Consider the following 20,725-nt stretch of genomic DNA (forward strand, 5'->3'; position numbering starts at 1 on the left):
TTATCAATGTCCCTGCCCCCTTGCAAGCACCACCCGAAGTACCATATACCCCAACACTCCGGAAAGTATGGAACCCGACAGCACACCAAACTTTGCCTGATTCAACAAGACCGGAGCATCGGCTCCGAAAGAGAGGTTGGCAATGAAAAGAGATACGGTAAAACCGATGCCGCCTAACAAAGCAATACCGACAAGATTCATCCAGTCCATTCCCAATGGTTTGGGAGTCAGTCTTATTCTGATAGCCAGCCAGGTAAACAAATAAATGCCAACAGATTTCCCCAGCAACAATCCGGCCGCTACCGCAATGCCCACATTACCGACCAACTCACCACCACTTCCGCTAAACACAACACCCGCATTGACAAAAGCAAAAAGCGGAAGAATCAGGTAATTAACCACCCCGTGCAGATTATCCTCCAATGACTGCAACGGGCTAATCACGCGGTCGGAAGCCGACTCCACCTCTTTCAGTTTGGCAATCTGCTCATTGGTCAACACAATACTCCCCGACTCCATGGTCGGAAAACCGGCTATCGTATGACGGATATGCTCAATATACTTTCCCACATCCAGACGAGGTTTCGCGGGAATAACAAAAGCCAGAATAACCCCTGAGATCGTACTATGAATGCCCGATTGCAGAAATAAATACCAGATAACCACCCCAATCACCAAAAAGAATATCTTATTGGTTGCTCCCCGCTTACCTATAAAATAAAGTAAAACATAAAGCAACACAGCCATTAGCAGATAGCCATAAGCAACATGCGAACTATAAAAAATGGCAATCACCAGGATACCACCAATATCATCGACTACCGCAAAAGCTGTCAGGAAGATTTTCAGACTTAACGGAACACGCTTCCCCAATAAACTCAGCACACCCAGTGAAAAAGCAATGTCCGTTGCCATCGGTATGGCAAGCCCTTGCCCACCGACACTGCCCGGTGGACAAATCAGCATATATATCATGACAGGAACCAGCATACCACCGCAAGCAGCAATAAAAGGCAATGCAGCCTTACGGAAAGAAGAGAGTTCACCGACCAGCAATTCTCGCTTAATTTCCAATCCTACCAACAAAAAGAAAATCGTCATCAAGCCATCATTGATAAACTCGAGCATTCGCAAATTTTCCCCGCCATGCGACAGTAAATTAAAGTTGCCAATTCGCAAATGAAGTTCATGCGACAAAAATTCCTGATACACCGGAGCCACTGAAGAGTTCGCAATGATGGCTGCCGAAATAGCAGCCAGAAACAATAGAATACTCGCCGTGATATTCATGGACGAGAAGTTCCGCATAGTCCGCAAAATAGTCATAACGAAAAGTTTTTAGTTTTTTCACCCCAAGCACAAAAATTCCGGTCACGATAGAAGAACAGATCTCTGGAAAATTACTTGAGACAATTAATCCAGCTTCAGTACGGCAAGGAATGCTTTCTGCGGCACTTCCACATTACCGATTTGCTTCATTCGTTTTTTACCTCTTTTCTGTTTTTCAAGCAATTTGCGTTTACGGCTCACGTCACCACCATAACACTTCGCAGTCACATCCTTACGGACTGCCTTAATCGTTTCACGGGCAATGATCTTTGCTCCGATAGCTGCCTGAATGGCAATATCAAACTGCTGACGCGGAATGAGCTCTTTCAGTTTCTCACACATCCGTCGTCCCATATCGTAAGCATTGTCAAAATGTGTCAAAGTAGAAAGAGCGTCCACAGGCTCACCGTTCAACAGGATATCCAGCTTCACCAGTTTAGAAGTACGGAAACCATTCGGATGATAATCAAACGACGCATACCCTTTGGAAATACTCTTCAACTTATCGTAGAAGTCGATTACAATCTCTCCCAAAGGCATGTTGTAATAAATTTCCACACGGTTACCGGAGATATATTCCTGCTTGATCAATTCACCGCGTTTACCCAGACAAAGCGTCATGATAGGACCGATATAATCGGTGGTTGTAATAATAGATGCTTTGATATACGGCTCCTCGATATGATCAATCATAGTCGGGTCGGGCATACCGCCGGGATTGTGCACCTCCTTCATATTACCTTGCTTATCATATATATGGTATGACACGTTCGGCACGGTAGTAATCACATTCATATCAAACTCCCGATCCAACCGTTCCTGCACAATCTCCATGTGGAGCAATCCGAGGAAACCGCAACGGAAACCAAAACCCAAAGCCAACGAAGACTCCGGCTGGAAAGTCAACGACGCATCATTCAACTGCAACTTCTCCAAAGATGCGCGAAGATCTTCAAAATCTTCCGCCTCAATCGGATAAACTCCGGCAAACACCATCGGCTTCACTTCCTCAAAACCGGCAATAGCCTTATCACACGGACGGGCAATATGTGTAATGGTATCTCCTACCTTCACCTCCTTGGAAGTTTTGATACCGGAAATAATATATCCTACATCCCCCGTACGAAGCTCGTTGCGAGGTACCATATCCATCTTCAGCACTCCCACTTCATCGGCATCATACTCTTTTCCCGTATTGAAGAACTTCACCTTATCCCCCTTACGAATCACACCGTTTTCAATCTTGAAATAAGCAATAATTCCACGGAAAGAGTTGAATACTGAATCGAAAATCAACGCCTGCAACGGAGCCTCTTCATCTCCTTCCGGATGAGGAATACGCTCAATCACAGCTGCCAGAATCTCTTCCACTCCCATACCCGTTTTGCCGGATGCACGGATCACTTCCTCCCGCTTGCAGCCCAACAAATCAACAATCTCGTCCTCCACTTCTTCGGGATTGGCACTCGCCATATCGCATTTATTAATCACCGGAATAATTTCAAGGTCGTGCTCAATTGCCATATACAGATTCGAGATAGTCTGTGCCTGCACTCCCTGCGAAGCATCAACAATCAGCAACGCACCTTCACACGCAGCGATAGAGCGCGACACCTCATACGAAAAGTCCACATGTCCCGGAGTGTCAATCAGGTTAAGAATATACTTCTCACCCTTGTAGGCATATTCCATCTGGATGGCATGGCTCTTGATAGTGATTCCCCTTTCTTTTTCCAGATCCATATTATCAAGCATCTGCCCCGAAGTCACCTGAATAGTGTGTGTAAACTCCAACAAACGGTCGGCCAAAGTCGACTTCCCATGGTCAATATGAGCGATAATGCAAAAGTTGCGTATATTCTTCATTCTGAATTCTTGTTAGTATAGCTTTTTGGTGTGCAAAGATACGTAAATGACAGAACAAAAAAAAATGCGTTGATAACATTATGATCATGTACCAACGCATTTTTTATTGCTTAAGTGAGTTACTCGCTTAGATCAATTTGATGAAGAGTCCATCTTCAACTTCTTCCACAGAGACTTTGTCTTCTCTCAATAACCAGCCAAGACCGAGGAACAGATCTTTGTCAACCAATTTAGTTGCTTTTTTAAGCTGCTTGGCAGTCATTCCTTCTGTTTGGTTCAGTGCATTCCAGATAGTACCTGCAATTACACCAGCTTTTTCTTTCAACATTTGCTTTGCAATTTTAGTTAGACATGCTTAAAATCATCCGGTCAAAAAGACTTTCAGGTTTTATTTCGGGGACAAAGATAGTTATTTTTATGTTATATAACATTTTATTGAGTACTTTTTATTGTTTTTGTAATAAAAAAGCATCTTCAGACCTCATTTAGGATGTTTCTCGAGATACTCCGACCAAATTCTTGCCGCTTCTTCCACCATTTTAGCACAGGGACGCTTGCTATAATATTGAGCAGTACGCTCTTCCGGAATCGTTGAAACAGGATCTTTTTTCTTTAATCCCAACAATTCACGACAAATGAGAGAACCGTTACGCTTCTTGAATTCAGTCGCCAGCTCTTGCACTACCGCATAATTGGCAGCTTTTCCTTCCCGGTCTGTCGCTTCCGTAGCGCCGGTTTCCAAGCCCGCCACCAAGAACATACCGCAGGCAGCTCCACACGTTTCGCGCATTCGTCCGATGCCCCCGCCAAAAGAGGCACCCATACGCAACGCCTGTTCCTGTGTAAATCCATACATATCCGCAAAGGCCGCTACCACCGACTGTGAACAGTTATATCCGCTCTTAAAAAGCTCCACTGCTTTCTGTATTCTATCTTCCATAAACTATTCAGCATTTTTATTTTGCACAAAAATATAAAAAAGTACCTTTGCATCGGATATTATAGCAAAGATAAAAATCAAAACCCCGGAAAATAGGAACAAAACAATGGCTACAACATTCGATATTCAACTCCCTCATTACCCGCGCGGATTTCATTTAATCACGCGTGATATCATTTCACAACTACCAGCACTTCCCGAAAGTGGTCTGCTGGTAGTCTTTATCAAACACACCTCTGCCGGACTAACCATCAACGAAAATGCAGACCCGGACGTGCGGCATGACTTCCAGACATTCTTTAATAAACTGGTTCCCGACGGTGCTCCCTATTTCATCCATACCCTCGAAGGGCCCGACGATATGAGCGCCCATATAAAAGCCTCCCTGACAGGAAGCTCGGTCACTATCCCCATCAAGAATCACCGCCTGAACTTGGGAATATGGCAAGGTGTCTATCTCTGCGAATTTCGCGACGGAGGAGACACCCGTAAATTGAGTATTACTATCCTATAATATTTCCAACGCCATCGGACAATGGTCAGAATGTACGACCTCATTCAGGATATACGCCCGTTTCAACAGCGGGCGTACCGGCTCACTGACCATACAATAGTCAATTCTCCAACCTTTATTCTTGGCACGCGAATTAAAACGATAGCTCCACCAAGTATATTCCTGTTTCTCGGGACAAAGCGTACGGAAAGAATCCACATACCCGGCAGACAGGAAACGTGTCATCCACTCCCGTTCTTCAGGAAGAAAACCACTGTTTGTCGCATTTCGGACAGGATCATGAATATCAATCGGTTCGTGGCAAATATTATAATCACCACAAAGAATCAAATTGGGACGGGACTTCTGCAACTCCGTCACATACTTCTGAAAATCTTCCAGCCATACCATTTTAAAAGCCTGACGTTCGTCCCCGCTCGTTCCCGAAGGGTGATAGACACTGACTACCGATAAATCTCCAAAGTCCGCCCGGATAAAACGTCCTTCATTATCATAAGCCTCCATTCCCATCCCATATTCCACATGGTCCGGTTCCTGCTTGGTAATTATGGCCACTCCACTGTATCCTTTCTTCTGTGCCGAATACAAATAAGACTTGTAACCCAACGCTTCAAACACCTCTCCCGGATATTGGTCCGGTTGCAGTTTCGTCTCTTGCAGACAAAGAATATCAGGATTCTCCTGCGCCAACCACTCCGGCAGACCTTTAGATACGGCAGCACGCAGTCCGTTCACATTATAAGTAATAATCTTCATCGATCTCTATTTATTGATTTATATTCATTTTATGAAAACAAAAGCATGATGTTCAGTACCGAAACAATAATAGCAATCGAATACAACACAAACGTGCTCCAACGACTATTGACATAATCTCCCATCACCTTGCGGGAAGACGTCAGCCCCACCTGCAAAAACACAGTAAAAGGCAATTGAATACTAAGTATCATTTGCGAAATAATCAGTCCTTTGAAAGGATCTCCAATAAAGAAAATCAGCAATAAGGCAATGCCCAAAGACAAAAGTACCCCTACCTGAGAGTGGCTGTCTTTGATATGATACGATTCGCCGAAAATACCTGCAAAGATAGAACCCGCCGCCATTCCGCTCGTAATGGTGGATGAAATACCCGCCATCAGCAATGCCAGTGCAAATACGATGGCAGCATTACTTCCCAACAAAGGTTCAAGCAACGATTTGGCCTGTTGCAGTTCCTCTACCTGAATACCGCTTTTAAAGAAAGTAGCGGCAGCCAGCAGAATCATAGCACTGTTAATCGCCCAGCCGACAATCATGGAAAAAAGAGTATCAAACAACTCATATTTCAAGACCTTCTTAATAGAAGCATCATCTTTCTTATTATATTCGTGACTCTGTATCACCTCCGAATGAAGGAACAGATTGTGAGGCATCACTACCGCTCCCAACACACTCATGATAATCAGCATACTTCCTTTCGGGAAAGAAGGAGTCACCCACCCTGTCGTCGCAGCTGGCCAGTCTATTTCCACCAGAAACAATTCGTAGATAAACGAAAGCCCGATGACGGAAACAAACGCAATGATGGAACGCTCTATCTTCTTATACGAATTAGTAAAAAGCATGATGGAGACAAAAAGCGTAGTCAACACAGCTCCCCATATAATAGGAATATCAAACAACATTTCCAACGCGATGGCACCTCCTAGGATTTCCGCTAAGGAAGTAGAAATCGATGCCAGCACTGCTGTACCAAGAATAGGTTGCGACACCCATTTAGGAGTATATTTAGTAGCCGCCTCCGAAAGACAAAGTCCGGTAACAATCCCCAGGTGGGCAACGTTATGCTGAAGAATGATCAGCATGACGGTAGACAAGGTAACCACCCAAAGCAAAGAATAGCCGAATTCGGAACCGGCGGCGAAATTAGAAGCCCAGTTTCCCGGATCAATAAATCCTACAGTCACCAGCAATCCCGGACCGATATATTTAAAAACATCCAGTCCACCCAGATAGCGTTTATGATCTTTTCGTTTTAAGTCTTGAAAAATATTCTTCATCCTTGCATAATAGTATCTTTAACTTCACAAATATACATCTAAATAACGAATGAAATTTAATTTTAGTTCAAAACACCAGCAAAGAAATAGACAATAAAAAGGGTATTAAGGTTAAGCAATAAACAGTCTCCGACAAACTAATTGCCAGAGACTGCAAGATTTTAATCTAAAAAAGATAAAAAAAGAAATCAATTAATATCCCATCTCATGCAATGCATGACATAATTGATCGGGACAAGACGTTGGTCTGCCACCACAACGCACTCCTTCGAGTTTTGCGATTACATCCTCCACCTTCATTCCTCTCACAAGGCGGGAAATACCTTGCAGGTTACCATTGCATCCTCCCCAGAAAGCAACTTCTTTCACCACTCCATCTTCTACCTTCAGTTCGATATTCGTGCTGCAAGTCCCCTGGGTCTTATACACATATTCCATAACCCTGCCTTATTCTTCTCCCCCTTCCGGCTGCATATTGGTATAAACAGTCTGCACGTCATCAAATTCTTCCAGACGTTCGATCATCTTATCCAATGTTTCGCGTTGTTCCGGAGTCACCTCTTTCAGGTCGTTCGGGATATACGTGAAGTCTCCGCCGACATCTTCAAAACCACATTCTTCCAAATGCTTCTGAATAGCAGCATAGCTCTTCGGGTTACCGTAGATCGTGATGGTCCCTTCCTCTTCGTCCTCATCATATTCATCTTCCACATCATAATCAATCAGATCCAGAATCAGTTCTTCCATATCCAATCCGTCTTTTTTCTTGAAAGTGAATACACATTTATGGTCGAACAGAAACGCAAGAGATCCCATTGTGCCGAGATTACCGCCAAACTTATTAAATACCGAACGAACATCAGCCACTGTACGGGTTGTGTTGTCAGTCAGAGTATCAACAAATACAGCAACACCGTGAGGACCATATCCTTCATAAGTCATGCTCTTGTAGTCGCTCTGGTCCTTACCCAATGCATTCTTAATAGCACGTTCAATATTATCCTTCGGCATATTTTCACGCTTACAAGTAGCGATAATTGAACGCAGTCCCGGGTTATTTTCTGGTTCCGGTCCGCCAGCCTTTACAGCAATAGCGATCTGCTTGCCCAATCTTGTGAATGTTTTAGCCATATGGCCCCATCTTTTCAATTTCGTGGCCTTTCTATATTCAAAAGCTCTTCCCATTGGTTTATATTTTTAGATTGAAATTTAAAGTTTATCTGATTATCTAAGTTTGGCACCCAGCTTATCTTCCAGGTTCTTTACCAGTTTCGACATGATCTTATCAATCATTTTATCATTCAAAGTCTGGTTCTCGTCTTGAAGCAAGAAGCTCACTGCATACGACTTCTTACCCGCTTCCAGATTCTTACCCTCATATACATCAAATAGTTCCACTTCTTTCAGCAGCTTCTTCTCCGTTTCGTAAGCAATCTTTTCAATTTCGGCAAATTGTATATGCTTGTCAAGCAGTAATGCCAGATCACGTTTCACGGCCGGGAACTTGGAGATTTCCTTGTAGCTGACCTTTACGGAACGGATTGCTTTCATCAGCTCCTTCCAGTTCAAATCGGCAAAATACACTTCATTGTCGATATCAAATGCTTTCAACAGTTTCTTCGTCACAATACCGAAGGAAGCAAGACGTTTCCCCCCCTCGTATTGACAGAGAGTGCGGCAGCAAAAATATCGTCCGTCAGATTACCGACAACCAGATTGTGCAAATCCAGCCCCAGACGCTTCAATATATTTTCCACATAAGCCTTCAATTCGTATACCGAACTGTTCTCATCTGCATGTGCCCATGAATTGGAAACTTTCTTACCGGTTACCCACAAACTCAAGTGATACTCTTCCGAGTAAGGATTCAATAACCTCTCTCCATTCTTCTTGTCAGCATCGAAATGATAGCAATTACCGAATTCGAAGAACTTCAAATCAGCCTTCTTACGATTCACATTATGAGCGATACTTTCCAGTCCCCCGAACAGTAAAGTCTGCCGCATAGCGTTCAAATCCGCACTCAACGGATTGAGCAACATCACCAGACGATTGGACGGGTAAGTCTCCAGACCATCATAATAAGCAGCACGAGTCAATGAGTTGTTCAGAATCTCATTAAATCCGCAGCCCACCAATTGCTCTGCCACCAGATTCTGCAATTTATTCGATTTATCATGTTCACCTTTTGTAGTCAGGCTGGAGTTCAGCGTAGTCGGGATTTCCACATTATTATATCCGTAGATACGAAGAATATCTTCAATCACGTCACAATCACGCTGCACATCTACACGATAAGGAGGAACGGCCAAAGTCAGTCCTTGTGTCGTTTCATTGATAATCTTCATTTCCAGACTGGTCACAATGCTCTTGATTGTCTCTACCGGAATCACTTTCCCTACCAAAGAATGTACTTTCTCATAAGCCAAATCGACGATAAAATCCTGTGCAGGAGTAGTGAACACGTCTTTTATTTCTGAAGAAATCGTACCGCCGGCCAGTTCTTTCACCATCATGGCAGCCAGTTTCAGGCAATAGATGACCCCATTCGGATCAATACCGCGTTCGAAACGGAAAGAAGCATCCGTATTCAAACCGTGACGACGGGCCGTCTTGCGCACCCATGTAGGATGGAAATAAGCACTTTCAATGAATACATCCGTTGTAGCTTCCGTAGAACCGGAGTTCAATCCGCCAAATACACCGGCGATACACATGGCTTCTTCCTTGTTACAAATCATCAGATCGCGTTCGTTCAATTTACGCTCCACTTCATCCAGCGTCACGAACGGAGTTCCTTCCGGCATTGTCTTGACAATCACTTCATTGCCTTTAATCTTTCCGGCATCGAAGCAGTGCAATGGCTGACCGAAAGCATGCACAATATAATTGGTAACATCCACAACATTATTAATAGGACGCACACCAATCAGACGCAATTTATTTTGCAGCCATTCCGGACTTTCCTTCACAGTGACACCTCTCACGGTAACGCCGGCATAATGCGGACAAGCCTCACTGTTTTCAACCTTCACTTCAATGTTTAAGTCATGGTTTTCCACTTTAAAACCGTCTACCGACGGACGCTGCAAAGTAGCCTGTTTGCCATTCTGAATCAGATAAGCGTATAAGTCACGAGCCACCCCATAGTGCGAGCAGGCATCCGCACGGTTAGGCGTAATGTCAACCTCAAGCACATAGTCGCTCTTGATATCGTAATAATCCTTGGCAAGCGTACCCGGAACAGCATTTTCCGGCAATACGATGATACCTGCATGATCCGTACCGAGACCTATTTCATCTTCGGCACAAATCATACCGGTAGATTCCACCCCACGGATTTTTGATTTCTTGATGGTAAAACATTCGTCACCGTCATAAAGTTTCGTACCTAAGGTAGCTACCACCACTTTCTGTCCGGCAGCCACATTCGGGGCACCACAAACAATCTGTACCGGTTCACCGTCCCCCAGATTGACTGTAGTAATATGCAAATGGTCGGAATTGGGGTGTTCAATGCAGGTCAGCACCTCGCCGATCACCAGTCCTTCCAAACCACCTTTAATGGTTTGCACTTCTTCCACACCACCAGTTTCCAAGCCGATAGACGTCAACGCAGCAGCTGTTTCATCAGGTGTAAGATCGAAGTTGACATACTCTTTCAGCCAGTTATAAGAGATATTCATATATTTAATTTTTATTGTTCCTCAAAAATATTTGCAAAGTTAATAAGATTTTTCGGTTGACCGAGAAGGATTTAAAGAAAAATGCAAAAGAAGCGTCAGAATGGCAAAGGACCATCTCCGGGTGCTCCAAATGGATTCTCTGTCTGCGGTGCAAAATCGGGTGTAGGAGGAGCTATCAAACTGGCATTACCCTCATTCATCTTCGATCCTAACATAGCCCCTGCAGGCTCACCCGGCATCGGGATCACCGTATCATCCTCCGGATTGGAGAAACGGGTATACTCACCCTTAAAGCGGAGCAGCACCTCTCCTACCGCACCATTACGGTGCTTGGCGATAACAATTTCCGCCATACCGCGCAAATCATTGCCGCGGTCATCCTGATAAATCTTATAGTATTCCGGACGGTGGATAAAGCACACTATATCGGCATCCTGCTCGATGGCTCCCGATTCACGAAGGTCACTCAACTGCGGACGTTTACCATCGATACCTTCACGACTTTCCACCCCACGATTCAACTGTGACAGTGCGATAATCGGAATATTCAACTCTTTCGCCAATCCTTTCAACGAACGTGAAATGGTGCTAACTTCTTCCTGACGACTGCCAAATGCCATACCACTCGCATTCATCAACTGAAGGTAGTCGATGATAATGATTCGCACCCCATGTTCACGTACCAGACGACGCGCTTTCGTTCGAAGTTCAAACACAGACAGAGACGGCGTATCATCCACATAAAGCGGTGCATCCATCAGGTACTTCAGTTTATAATCCAATTGCTGCCATTCATAATTTGCCAGCTGTCCACTTTTAATTTTTTCACTCGGAATCTCACAAACATTGGAAATCAAACGGTTCACCAACTGAACATTACTCATTTCAAGAGAAAACAAAGCCACCGGCTTCCGATAATCCACCGCAATGTTCTTGGCCATAGAAAGCACAAAAGCCGTCTTACCCATGGCTGGACGCGCAGCAATAATAATAAGATCGGAATTCTGCCAACCGGAAGTCATCTTGTCCAACTTCTTAAAACCACTCTCCAGTCCACTCAAACCGTCCGTTCGTGCCGCAGCTTTCTGAATCAGTTTATAAGCCTCATCAATCACGGGATTGATCTGCGTATAATCTTTTTTCATGTTCTGCTGCGAAATTTCAAAAAGCTTGCCTTCCGCTTCCTGCATCAGGTCGTCCACATCCAAAGTCTCGTCAAACGCCTTACTCTGGATATTACTTGTAAACGTTATCAACTCACGCGCCAAAGATTTCTGTGCAATGATACGGGCATGATACTCAATATGTGCCGATGAAGCCACCTTGCTACTCAATTGAGTAATATAGAAAGGCCCCCCCACCTCTTCCAATTCACCGCGTTTGCTAAGCTGTTCCTTTACAGTCAGAATATCCACCGGTTTCTGGTTCACTGCAAGGTCGGTGATAGCAGAGTAAATCAACTGATGCCGATGTTCGTAAAAAGATTCGGGACGAAGAATTTCACTCACCAATGAATAAGCATCCTTTTCAATCATTAAAGCTCCTAAAACAGCTTCTTCCAATTCAGGAGCCTGCGGCTGAATACGACCATAATCATTTACCGGTTGCACTTTAGTAGACTTTGTTTTGCGGATATATTTTTTCTGTTCAGCCATTAATCAATTAAAAATTAAAAATTAAACATTAAAAGTCGCAACCGGATAGATCCATTCACAACAACATTCTTCCGGTCGGGAGGGCAAAGATAGAATATAATAACGAAGAATAGATAAGGAAAAATGAAGATTTTAGTAACTTTGCCCCCTGTGCTGCATTTTTATATTTTTTAATTTTTAATTGATCATGATCACTTTTCCTAATATCAAAATAAACCTGGGACTTTCCATCACGGAAAAACGCCCGGATGGATACCATAACCTAGAAACAGTTTTCTATCCGGTGGCTCTTGAAGATGCTCTAGAAATACGGACTTCTGCTGAAGCAGAAAAAAAGATCACCCTCCACCAGTATGGCATGGCAATAACTAGCAATCCGGAGGACAACCTCGTTGTAAAGGCTTATTCACTGCTGGACAATGAATTTCACCTTCCCCCTGTCGAAGTTCATTTGTACAAACATATTCCTTCGGGAGCCGGACTGGGGGGAGGTTCATCCGATGCCGCTTTTATGCTGAAGTTGCTCAATGATCATTTCCAGCTGGAATTGTCCGAAGAGCAACTGGAGGTATATGCTGCTACCTTGGGAGCAGACTGTGCTTTCTTTATTAAAAACAAGCCGACCTATGCCGAAGGTATCGGAAACATCTTCTCCCCAGTCGAACTTTCATTAAGCGGCTATCCAATCATAATTGTCAAACCGAATGTTTTTGTTTCCACCCGGGAAGCCTTTTCCAACATTCATCCCCACCGTCCGGAATATCCGGTCAGGGAAATAATCCGGCGTCCGGTGCAAGAATGGAAAGATACCTTAATCAATGATTTCGAAGCAAGTGTATTCCCGCAATACCCCGTTATCGGAGAAATCAAAGAAGAGATCTATCGTCGAGGAGCAATCTACGCATCCATGAGCGGCTCCGGATCTTCGGTGTTCGGGTTGTTTGCTCCCGAAATCACCCTACCGGAGGTTGATTGGGGGACGGACGTATTCTGTTTTAAAGGAAAGCTATAACGAGCCCTACAGCGTGGGATATTCAGTAATGTCTCTAATGCTTAAAGACAATAAAAACGGTACCACGACTCACGCCGTAGTACCGTCACAACACAAACACAAAATAAAACACGACAAAACTACTATGTAATCTTTCCTGTCTATGCCTGAGAGGCATACGTACTATCTATGTATATTCACATACTCATAAATAGCTTCAGGTCGATTAGCATTAAATAAACAAACCGCATGCACGATTTGTTCAGTTCCCTATTTAATTAAAAAATCCTCATTTATGAGATCCTTTTTCACGAAGTTTCAATTGCCAGTTCCATGCAGAGCGTAAAGTATCCTCTAAAGTCTCTACGGCCTTCCATCCCAGCTCTTTATTAGCAAAATCCGGATTAGCCCAGACCTTTTCAATGTCACCCGCACGACGTCCGACAATCTGATAATTCAATTTTACACCGGTGGCTTTTTCAAAAGCATTTATCAATTCCAATACAGAAACGCCACGTCCTGTACCGATATTAAACACTTCCACTTTTTCTTTTTGTGTCTTTTCCAAGATACGACGGATAGCAATCACATGTGCTTTAGCTAAGTCAACCACATTAATAAAGTCACGGATACAAGAACCGTCCGGTGTATCATAATCATCCCCAAACACGCTTAGTTTCTCACGGATACCGATAGCTGTCTGAGTCAGATATGGAATCAGGTTTTGAGGAACCCCGTTGGGCAGTTCACCCAGCAATGCAGTAGGATGTGCACCAATCGGATTGAAATAGCGCAACATGATTGCATTGATCGGAGCACCTGAAGCTACCGTATCACGAATAATCTCTTCGTTGATCTGTTTGGTATTTCCATAAGGTGATTCCGCTTTCTTAATGGGAGCCTTCTCCGTTACCGGCAGTTCATCCGGCTGGCCGTATACTGTACAAGAAGAAGAGAACACAATACCTTCTACTCCATGTTTTGGCATCAATTCGAGAAGATTAATCAAAGAAACCAAGTTATTACGGTAGTAAAGCAACGGTTTCTGTACCGACTCTCCTACAGCTTTGCTTGCTGCAAAGTGAATGATCGCCTTAATTCCTTTATATTTTGTAAATACTGCATCCAGACCGGCAAAGTCCAAACAATCCAATTTCTCAAAAACCGGGCGAATACCGGAAACTTTCTCTATATTGTCAACAACGTCAGCATTAGAATTTGATAAATTATCGATAATGATTACTTCATATCCACTGTTTTGTAACTCCACAACAGTATGAGACCCAATATATCCTGTCCCGCCTGTCACTAAAATTCTTTCTTTCATATATTTTATAAATGGTTAGTTTCTCGGTTTATTATTGTTTGAGTTACAAATATATGGAAATAAAATGGATTTGCAATACCTTATCACGAATTTATTTACCGAGAAGCAAAAAAAGTACAAATTAGGGGATTCAGGTAAAAAAAGAATTGGAAACTCCGGCTTGTATGTCACTACATAGCAGAGCTTCCAATCCTCTATTTAATTATCAACTGTAAATCCTTACACCACGCCGGAGAATCCCATGAATGCCATAGCAAGCAAACCGGCGGTAATCAAGGCAATCGGAGTTCCTTGCATTCCTTTCGGAACTTTCACGAGGCTCATCTGTTCGCGCAACCCGGCAAAAAGCACCAGTGCCAGACCGAAGCCAAGAGCCGTAGAGAATGCATACACAACGCCTGTTAGCAGATCATAGTCTTTCTGAATCACCAGGATAGCCACACCAAGAATACAACAGTTGGTCGTAATCAGCGGCAAGAACACACCCAAAGCCTGATATAGAGCCGGGGATACCTTTTTCAGAATGATTTCCACCATTTGCACCAGTCCGGCAATCACCAAAATGAACGTAATCGTCTGCAAATAGCCCAGTCCGAAAATATCCAATACAAACTTCTGTATCAGGAAGGTGACGATGGTAGCAATGGTCAGCACGAAAGCAACCGCAGCGCTCATACCCAACGCAGTCTCCACCTTCTTGGATACTCCCAAGAACGGGCAGATACCCAAGAACTGCGACAACACGATGTTGTTTACAAAGATTGCCGAAATAAATATCAATATATATTCCATATTCTTTTCTTATTTAATTGAATTAGGCCTTCTTTAAACTGTTAATCAGCGCAATGAGGTATCCCAAAGCGATGAAAGCACCCGGAGCCAATACAAATACCAACATTCCATATTCTTCCGGCATGATGGTCAGATTGAAGATTTTACCGGTTCCCAAAAATTCGCGAACAGCCCCCAGCAAAGTCAGGGCGATGGTAAAACCAAGTCCCATGCCGATACCGTCGAACATAGAGGCAACCGGATTATTCTTGGCAGCGAAAGCTTCGGCACGCCCCAGTACGATACAGTTTACTACAATCAACGGAATGAAAAGACCGAGTGTAGCATATAGTCCCGGCACGTAAGCCTGCATCACCATTTGAAGCAAAGTCACGAAAGACGCGATCACCACAATAAAGGATGGAATACGCACCATATCCGGAATCAGATTCTTTATTAAAGAGATCACCACATTCGAGCAGATTAACACGAACATGGTGGCCAGTCCCATGCCCATACCATTGATGGCCGATGACGTGGTACCCAATGTAGGACACATACCGAGCAGGAGTACAAACGTAGGATTCTCTTTAATAATCCCGTTCATCATTACTTTAAAGTTATTCATATCTGTCTCCTTTCTTATTTTGCACTGACTGAATCAGTGAGTTCAACTCTAATAGTAGCTTGGGTAGTGGTATTCGTCTCTTCAGTAATAGTTTCCGCTGAAGCAACATTTTCGGGAGCCGCTACTTGAGAGGCACCGGTCACTCCGTCCGCCTCTCCGCCCTCAGCCTTATAGACTCTATAAGCAGCGTTGACAGCATTCAGAAAAGCACGTGAAGTAATAGTAGAAGCCGTAATAGCATCCACCTCTCCCCCATCTTTGCTGACAGTCAATGGAGTTTCACCCGGATTCATACCCAAAATAGATTTTTTGCTCTCTTCGTGAGATACCGCCTTTTCTCCCTTGGCAGGATCATAAGCCCCGAACCATTTATCGGCTTTAGAACCCAATCCCGGAGTTTCCGCATGGGCCAACAGGGAGTAGTTATAAATTTTACCTTCAGCATTAAAACCAACCAAGACTTTCAGCTCGCCACCAAATCCCATTGATTTAGCTTCCACAGCCGTACCCACCAGTTCTTCTCCATTCTTAGCCGGATAAACGATAAAATCTACGTTCTTCTTTCCGTCTTTCTCGCTGAAGATCGTATCACTCTCCGCTACCGGATTATTGGTAAATTCAGGAAGAACCTTTTTCAAAGCCTCGTTCAGCGTCTTCGCATTTGCTTCAGCGATGGGATCTTTCGTCAGTTCATTCACATAAGCCAGCAACGCTACGGAGACAGCAGTCACTCCCGTAAGCACTAGCAACATATTCTTTAAAGATGATTCTAACTTTTTCATTTCTTCTTCGCTACCTCCCCAAAGCGTTTAGGTTTACAATAGGTGTTAATCAGCGGAGTGAACGCATTCATAATCAGGATGGCGAACGACATACCTTCGGGATAGGCTCCAAACAGGCGGATAACCACCGTCAGCAAACCGATACATACACCATAAATCAACATTCCTTTCTTGCTCATCGGAGAAGTCACATAGTCGGTTGCCATAAAGACGGCCCCCAGCATCAGACCACCGGAAAGCAACTGCAATACCGGAGAAACATATTTTTCCGGATCTGTAAGGTGCATGATACCGGCAAAGATAAATACGGTAGCCAGGATAGATACAGGAATATGCCAGGTGATAATCTTCTTCCAAAGCATATAAACCAACCCGATCAATAGAGCCAGTGCGCTCACTTCACCCAAACATCCGCCGTTCTGTCCGATCAGCAAGCTCAATGCATCCGGAATCTGGCTTAAAGCATCCATAGCTGCGCTCTTATCTGTAGCATGAATCGCCTGTTTCATCAATGCTAGCGGAGTAGCACCGGTGGTAGCGTCCGTATAGGCTGTCAACTGTCCGACTACCGGCCAGCTGGTCATCTGCACGGGGAAAGAGAGCAACAAAAATACACGTCCTGCCAATGCAGGGTTGAAAGGATTGCATCCCAGTCCGCCAAAAGACATCTTGCCTACACCGATAGCAAACAATGCGCCCACGATGATAATCCATATAGGCAGGTTAGACGGTAAGTTAAATGCCAGTAACACACCTGTGATGATGGCAGAGCCGTCACAAATGGTAGTGGCAGGCTTCTTCATTACATATTTTCCGATCGCCCATTCAAAAAACAAACAAGCCGCAACGGAAGTAGCCGTGACAATCAGGGCACCCAGTCCGAAGAAATAGAGAGACACCAGAAAAGCCGGAATCAGTGCGATCAGCACGCCATACATATTTTTCTGTACGCTGTCTCCGCCATGGACGTGGGGCGATAGTGATACGATTAATTTATTTTCCATATTCGTTATTTTTTAGCTTGACGTGCACGAATCATACCTCCCACTTTGCCTTTACCCAGACGACAATAGTCGAGCAACGGACGGTTGGCAGGACAAGTGAACTGGCAAGAGCCGCACTCGATACAATCCATGATTCTTTCTTTTTCCATTCTTTCAAAATCTCCGTTTTCAGACAAGGCTCCGAGCAGGTACGGCTCCAGTCCCATCGGACAGGCACTCACACACTTCGCACAACGGATACAAGTCTGTGCCTCACCACGTTTGGCTTCCTTTCTGTTCATAATCAAGATACCGGAACTGCCCTTTGCAGTAGGAACCTCTGTGTTTACCAACGCCTTACCCATCATCGGACCACCACCAATCACCTTACCGGTATCTTCGGGAAGTCCACCGCAAGCGTCGATCAACTGCTTCATCGGCGTACCGATACGAGCCAGGAAGTTAGACGGTTTGGCAACCGACTTTCCTGTCACGGTAACCACCCGTTCGAACAACGGCTTATTCTTCTGTACCGCTTCATAAACGGCAAATGCTGTTCCCACATTCTGCACGACTGCTCCCGTAGAGATAGGCAACGCACCGCTGGCCACCTGTCGTTTGGTAATTGCATCGATCAACTGCTTTTCACCTCCTTGCGGATATTTCACCTTCAAGGGCACAATCTCGATGCCTGCGTAGTTGACAGCCACTTTCGTCATCAGCTCGATAGCATCCGGCTTATTATTTTCGATTCCGATAAATGCCTTGTTCACTTTCACCGCTTTCATCAGGATAGAAACACCTACCATGATTTCTTCCGCATGTTCCAGCATCAGCTGATGGTCGGCAGTCAGGTAAGGTTCACACTCTACGGCATTGATGATCACACATTCAGCCTTGAAAGAAGGAGGAGGACAAAGTTTCACTTGAGTAGGGAAACATGCACCGCCCAGCCCTACGATTCCGGCATCGGCAATCTTCTTCACAATTTCTTCTGCAGAAAGATTGCACTCTTTCACCAGTGTAGTGCTACGGTCGATCGTTTCTTCCCATTCATCGCCTTCCACATCAATGAAGATAGCAGGTTTCGCATAACCGCTGGCATCGACTATGGTATCAATCTTCGACACTTTACCACTGACTGAAGAGTGAATTGCTGCCGAAACAAAGCCGGCAGGTTCGGCAATCTTGGTGCCTACCTTTACCACATCCCCTTTCGCAACAATCGGTTTTGCAGGAGCACCGATGTGCTGTCCCAGCAAAATAACAGCCTTTGCAGGAACTTCCGCTGTGATAATGGGTTGATGTGCCGACAATTTATTTTCGTGTGGATGAACTCCACCAATTGAAAATGTCTTTAACATACAATTCTGTATTTTATTCTGTTATTATTCTGTTACTTTCGGAGCTTCAGCCGGAGCTTTCGGAGCAGCCGTTTCTTTCGGAGCATCCGGAGCCTCTTCCGTCTTCGGTTTGCGCGGCGGAAAATTCAACTCGACAATGGCATTCTGCGGACAAACTTCCACACATTTCCGGCAAGATTTGCACTTGTTCGGATCGATGTAAGCCAAGTTGTTTTCCAACGTAATAGCTTCGAACGGACAAGTCTTCACACACTTGCCACAACCGATACAACTAACCGTACAAGCCTTGCGTGCCACCGCTCCCTTATCCTTATTCACACAAGAGACGTATACACGGCGCGACTTCTTTCCTTGAGGGCGAATCTCGATAATCGCCTTCGGACAAGCCTTCACACAAGCACCACAAGCCGTACATTTCGCTTCGTCCACTTCCGGAATTCCTGTTTCAGGATTCATGTGGATGGCATCGAACCGGCAGGCAGCCACACAATCGCCACATCCCAAACAACCGTAGCTGCACCCGGTTTCTCCGCCATACAGCGAAGCAGCGATCGCGCAACTCTTAGCACCGTCGTACTGGTTGATACGCGGACGATTGCTACAAGTTCCATTACATCTAACCACTGCTACCATCGGTTCAGCCTCACCGGCTGCCAGTCCGAGGATATCAGCAACCTTTGCCATAACAGGCTGTCCGCCTACGGGGCAGAACTTGCCATCCAGTGATCCGGCTTTGACACAAGCGTCGGCAAATCCGCTACAACCAGGGTAGCCACATCCACCACAATTAGCCTGGGGCAAAACTTCCCCCACCTGGGCAATCCGCGGGTCTTCATACACGGCAAATTTCTTGGAAGCTACATAAAGAATAGCGGCCAATACAAGCGCTATCGCTCCCAATGAAATCACTGCAATCAGAATCAAATTCATAATGTTTTAGTTATTTATTGGTTTTATAGTAAATGAAAATTTCTGTTTCAGTCGCATTTTATTGAGCCACAAGACGAAATAATAAGGCATAAGGACAGCTAAGGAAAAAAGAGCTGCATACAATTCATTCTCCATCAATGCCATAAAAAGGAATAAAGAAAAAATCAGAAGTATGAAAGGAAGTACAAAAGCCAATACTACCGCCATCATGCCCATCGACATTTCGCCAACTACCATCACCCTCTCTCCTACTTGATAAGAAGCAGCCGCAGTATCCGTTATATCTATGATTTTGTCCTTACTATCCGATGAGGAACAGTGCCCCTTTGCACTACAAGCCGCACAAGCCGATGTCTGGACAATCCTCACCGACAGATGAGAATCTTGTATGTTTTCCACAATACCTAGATGCTTTATAATATTATTAGTCATTTTGCAAACTCCGCATTACAAATCGCGGCAAATTTAATCATTATTTGTGAACTACGAAGCATTCCCCGTATTTTTTCTACATAATAATCTGTTATTTTCGTGTTTGCGTTATCGTACACGGGAAATAATACAAATTTACTTTACACGCTTTTAACGCTACGTTAAAAGAATCAATTTTATTTATTTGCGTTAATCATTTAATAATAAACACATTAAATGATTATTTTTCTTCCTATATTCCATAGTAAAACATGCAATTTGCATACGAAGCCAGCAATTACAAAAAAACAGAAGAATATATGACTTATTCGAAATTTTATTCATATCCTACGCAGTTCCGAGCTAAAACCGGTTCGTTTCCACACGGTTTTGCACAAAATATTCTTTCTCATATAAGATAAAAAGTGCAAAACATCTGCCATCTGCAACAAAATCGAGATTATAGATTAATTATCAATCAGTTATAGCGTTGCAGATACCTGTTGCAG

Annotated in this window: 19 protein-coding genes and 1 pseudogene; 2 read left to right on the top strand and 18 right to left on the bottom strand. The window is 44.2% G+C overall.

Annotated features, from left to right (window positions below):
* Nucleotides 1-3 precede the first annotated feature (3 nt).
* The 4 genes from nhaA to AB9N12_RS15790 all read right to left on the bottom strand — a co-directional run bounded on the left by nhaA (nt 4) and on the right by AB9N12_RS15790 (nt 4,135).
* A complete protein-coding gene (gene nhaA, locus AB9N12_RS15775; protein ID WP_369893065.1) occupies nt 4-1,326 on the bottom strand; it encodes a Na+/H+ antiporter NhaA in 1,323 nt (440 codons plus the stop codon).
* 87 nt (nt 1,327-1,413) lie between these two features.
* The gene (gene lepA, locus AB9N12_RS15780) at nt 1,414-3,195 is read right to left on the bottom strand and encodes a translation elongation factor 4 (protein ID WP_369893066.1); all 1,782 of its coding nucleotides are present in this window, start codon (nt 3,193-3,195) and stop codon (nt 1,414-1,416) included.
* Between the two features lie 127 nt (nt 3,196-3,322).
* On the bottom strand, nt 3,323-3,523 hold the full coding sequence (locus AB9N12_RS15785) for a winged helix-turn-helix domain-containing protein (RefSeq protein ID WP_369893067.1): 201 nt from the start codon (nt 3,521-3,523) through the stop codon (nt 3,323-3,325).
* Between the two features lie 153 nt (nt 3,524-3,676).
* Nucleotides 3,677-4,135, bottom strand: a complete 459-nt coding sequence (locus AB9N12_RS15790; protein ID WP_369893068.1) for a C-GCAxxG-C-C family protein — start codon at nt 4,133-4,135, stop codon at nt 3,677-3,679.
* Nucleotides 4,136-4,241: 106 nt separating this feature from the next.
* Here AB9N12_RS15790 and AB9N12_RS15795 point away from each other — a divergent pair, with 106 nt between their 5' ends.
* On the top strand, nt 4,242-4,649 hold the full coding sequence (locus AB9N12_RS15795; RefSeq protein ID WP_369893070.1) for a secondary thiamine-phosphate synthase enzyme YjbQ: 408 nt from the start codon (nt 4,242-4,244) through the stop codon (nt 4,647-4,649).
* Here the strand turns inward: AB9N12_RS15795 and AB9N12_RS15800 are convergent.
* The 6 genes and pseudogenes from AB9N12_RS15800 to dnaB all read right to left on the bottom strand — a co-directional run bounded on the left by AB9N12_RS15800 (nt 4,644) and on the right by dnaB (nt 12,029).
* A complete protein-coding gene (locus AB9N12_RS15800) occupies nt 4,644-5,405 on the bottom strand; it encodes an exodeoxyribonuclease III (protein WP_369893072.1) in 762 nt (253 codons plus the stop codon). The two genes, AB9N12_RS15795 and AB9N12_RS15800, sit on opposite strands and share 6 nt — an antisense overlap.
* A 29-nt stretch (nt 5,406-5,434) precedes the next feature.
* Nucleotides 5,435-6,688 (bottom strand): Nramp family divalent metal transporter, encoded by a 1,254-nt coding sequence (locus AB9N12_RS15805; protein ID WP_369893073.1) that lies wholly within the window; start codon nt 6,686-6,688, stop codon nt 5,435-5,437.
* A 192-nt stretch (nt 6,689-6,880) separates the two neighbouring features.
* On the bottom strand, nt 6,881-7,126 hold the full coding sequence (locus AB9N12_RS15810; RefSeq protein WP_369893075.1) for a TIGR03905 family TSCPD domain-containing protein: 246 nt from the start codon (nt 7,124-7,126) through the stop codon (nt 6,881-6,883).
* A 9-nt stretch (nt 7,127-7,135) separates the two neighbouring features.
* Nucleotides 7,136-7,873: a YebC/PmpR family DNA-binding transcriptional regulator gene (locus AB9N12_RS15815; RefSeq protein WP_369893077.1), complete on the bottom strand. Its 738-nt coding sequence runs from the start codon at nt 7,871-7,873 to the stop codon at nt 7,136-7,138.
* Nucleotides 7,874-7,912: 39 nt separating this feature from the next.
* A pseudogene (pheT, locus tag AB9N12_RS15820) lies at nt 7,913-10,374 on the bottom strand (phenylalanine--tRNA ligase subunit beta).
* Between the two features lie 95 nt (nt 10,375-10,469).
* Nucleotides 10,470-12,029: a replicative DNA helicase gene (gene dnaB, locus AB9N12_RS15825; RefSeq protein ID WP_369893078.1), complete on the bottom strand. Its 1,560-nt coding sequence runs from the start codon at nt 12,027-12,029 to the stop codon at nt 10,470-10,472.
* 187 nt (nt 12,030-12,216) lie between these two features.
* On the opposite strand from dnaB, the gene ispE reads away from it, so the two are divergent.
* Nucleotides 12,217-13,041: a 4-(cytidine 5'-diphospho)-2-C-methyl-D-erythritol kinase gene (gene ispE, locus AB9N12_RS15830; RefSeq protein ID WP_369893080.1), complete on the top strand. Its 825-nt coding sequence runs from the start codon at nt 12,217-12,219 to the stop codon at nt 13,039-13,041.
* 268 nt (nt 13,042-13,309) lie between these two features.
* Here ispE and galE read toward each other — a convergent pair whose 3' ends face one another.
* The 8 genes from galE to AB9N12_RS15870 all read right to left on the bottom strand — a co-directional run bounded on the left by galE (nt 13,310) and on the right by AB9N12_RS15870 (nt 20,237).
* Nucleotides 13,310-14,347 (bottom strand): UDP-glucose 4-epimerase GalE, encoded by a 1,038-nt coding sequence (gene galE, locus AB9N12_RS15835; RefSeq protein WP_369893082.1) that lies wholly within the window; start codon nt 14,345-14,347, stop codon nt 13,310-13,312.
* A 219-nt stretch (nt 14,348-14,566) separates the two neighbouring features.
* Nucleotides 14,567-15,139 carry an electron transport complex subunit RsxA gene (rsxA, locus tag AB9N12_RS15840; protein ID WP_369893084.1) on the bottom strand — a complete coding sequence of 191 codons (573 nt, stop codon included), beginning with the start codon at nt 15,137-15,139 and terminating at the stop codon, nt 14,567-14,569.
* 22 nt (nt 15,140-15,161) lie between these two features.
* Complete coding sequence (rsxE, locus tag AB9N12_RS15845) at nt 15,162-15,746, bottom strand: electron transport complex subunit RsxE (RefSeq protein ID WP_369893085.1); 585 nt, start codon at nt 15,744-15,746, stop codon at nt 15,162-15,164.
* Nucleotides 15,747-15,760: 14 nt separating this feature from the next.
* On the bottom strand, nt 15,761-16,528 hold the full coding sequence (locus AB9N12_RS15850) for an RnfABCDGE type electron transport complex subunit G (protein ID WP_369893086.1): 768 nt from the start codon (nt 16,526-16,528) through the stop codon (nt 15,761-15,763).
* Complete coding sequence (locus AB9N12_RS15855) at nt 16,525-17,532, bottom strand: RnfABCDGE type electron transport complex subunit D (protein ID WP_369893088.1); 1,008 nt, start codon at nt 17,530-17,532, stop codon at nt 16,525-16,527. Before AB9N12_RS15855 ends, AB9N12_RS15850 begins: the two co-directional genes overlap by 4 nt.
* Nucleotides 17,533-17,537: 5 nt before the next feature.
* Nucleotides 17,538-18,875 (bottom strand): electron transport complex subunit RsxC, encoded by a 1,338-nt coding sequence (rsxC, locus tag AB9N12_RS15860; protein ID WP_369893089.1) that lies wholly within the window; start codon nt 18,873-18,875, stop codon nt 17,538-17,540.
* A 24-nt stretch (nt 18,876-18,899) separates the two neighbouring features.
* Nucleotides 18,900-19,805, bottom strand: a complete 906-nt coding sequence (locus AB9N12_RS15865) for a Fe-S cluster domain-containing protein (protein ID WP_369893090.1) — start codon at nt 19,803-19,805, stop codon at nt 18,900-18,902.
* Between the two features lie 6 nt (nt 19,806-19,811).
* Nucleotides 19,812-20,237 carry a SoxR reducing system RseC family protein gene (locus tag AB9N12_RS15870; protein ID WP_369893091.1) on the bottom strand — a complete coding sequence of 142 codons (426 nt, stop codon included), beginning with the start codon at nt 20,235-20,237 and terminating at the stop codon, nt 19,812-19,814.
* Nucleotides 20,238-20,725 lie beyond the last annotated feature (488 nt).

This window comes from Bacteroides sp. AN502(2024), assembly GCF_041227145.1.
GTDB lineage: Bacteria > Bacteroidota > Bacteroidia > Bacteroidales > Bacteroidaceae > Bacteroides.

Excerpts from the sequence above, each read along its gene's own strand:
- AB9N12_RS15865 (WP_369893090.1), bottom strand. The coding sequence starts at position 19,805 with ATGAATTTGATTCTGATTGCAGTGATTTCATTGGGAGCGATAGCGCTT.
- ispE (WP_369893080.1), top strand. The coding sequence starts at position 12,217 with ATGATCACTTTTCCTAATATCAAAATAAACCTGGGACTTTCCATCACG.
- galE (WP_369893082.1), bottom strand. The coding sequence starts at position 14,347 with ATGAAAGAAAGAATTTTAGTGACAGGCGGGACAGGATATATTGGGTCT.
- AB9N12_RS15810 (WP_369893075.1), bottom strand. The coding sequence starts at position 7,126 with ATGGAATATGTGTATAAGACCCAGGGGACTTGCAGCACGAATATCGAA.
- AB9N12_RS15805 (WP_369893073.1), bottom strand. The coding sequence starts at position 6,688 with ATGAAGAATATTTTTCAAGACTTAAAACGAAAAGATCATAAACGCTAT.
- nhaA (WP_369893065.1), bottom strand. The coding sequence starts at position 1,326 with ATGACTATTTTGCGGACTATGCGGAACTTCTCGTCCATGAATATCACG.
- AB9N12_RS15790 (WP_369893068.1), bottom strand. The coding sequence starts at position 4,135 with ATGGAAGATAGAATACAGAAAGCAGTGGAGCTTTTTAAGAGCGGATAT.
- rsxA (WP_369893084.1), bottom strand. The coding sequence starts at position 15,139 with ATGGAATATATATTGATATTTATTTCGGCAATCTTTGTAAACAACATC.
- dnaB (WP_369893078.1), bottom strand. The coding sequence starts at position 12,029 with ATGGCTGAACAGAAAAAATATATCCGCAAAACAAAGTCTACTAAAGTG.
- rsxC (WP_369893089.1), bottom strand. The coding sequence starts at position 18,875 with ATGTTAAAGACATTTTCAATTGGTGGAGTTCATCCACACGAAAATAAA.
- AB9N12_RS15870 (WP_369893091.1), bottom strand. The coding sequence starts at position 20,237 with ATGACTAATAATATTATAAAGCATCTAGGTATTGTGGAAAACATACAA.
- lepA (WP_369893066.1), bottom strand. The coding sequence starts at position 3,195 with ATGAAGAATATACGCAACTTTTGCATTATCGCTCATATTGACCATGGG.
- AB9N12_RS15855 (WP_369893088.1), bottom strand. The coding sequence starts at position 17,532 with ATGGAAAATAAATTAATCGTATCACTATCGCCCCACGTCCATGGCGGA.
- AB9N12_RS15795 (WP_369893070.1), top strand. The coding sequence starts at position 4,242 with ATGGCTACAACATTCGATATTCAACTCCCTCATTACCCGCGCGGATTT.
- rsxE (WP_369893085.1), bottom strand. The coding sequence starts at position 15,746 with ATGAATAACTTTAAAGTAATGATGAACGGGATTATTAAAGAGAATCCT.
- AB9N12_RS15800 (WP_369893072.1), bottom strand. The coding sequence starts at position 5,405 with ATGAAGATTATTACTTATAATGTGAACGGACTGCGTGCTGCCGTATCT.
- AB9N12_RS15850 (WP_369893086.1), bottom strand. The coding sequence starts at position 16,528 with ATGAAAAAGTTAGAATCATCTTTAAAGAATATGTTGCTAGTGCTTACG.
- AB9N12_RS15815 (WP_369893077.1), bottom strand. The coding sequence starts at position 7,873 with ATGGGAAGAGCTTTTGAATATAGAAAGGCCACGAAATTGAAAAGATGG.
- AB9N12_RS15785 (WP_369893067.1), bottom strand. The coding sequence starts at position 3,523 with ATGTTGAAAGAAAAAGCTGGTGTAATTGCAGGTACTATCTGGAATGCA.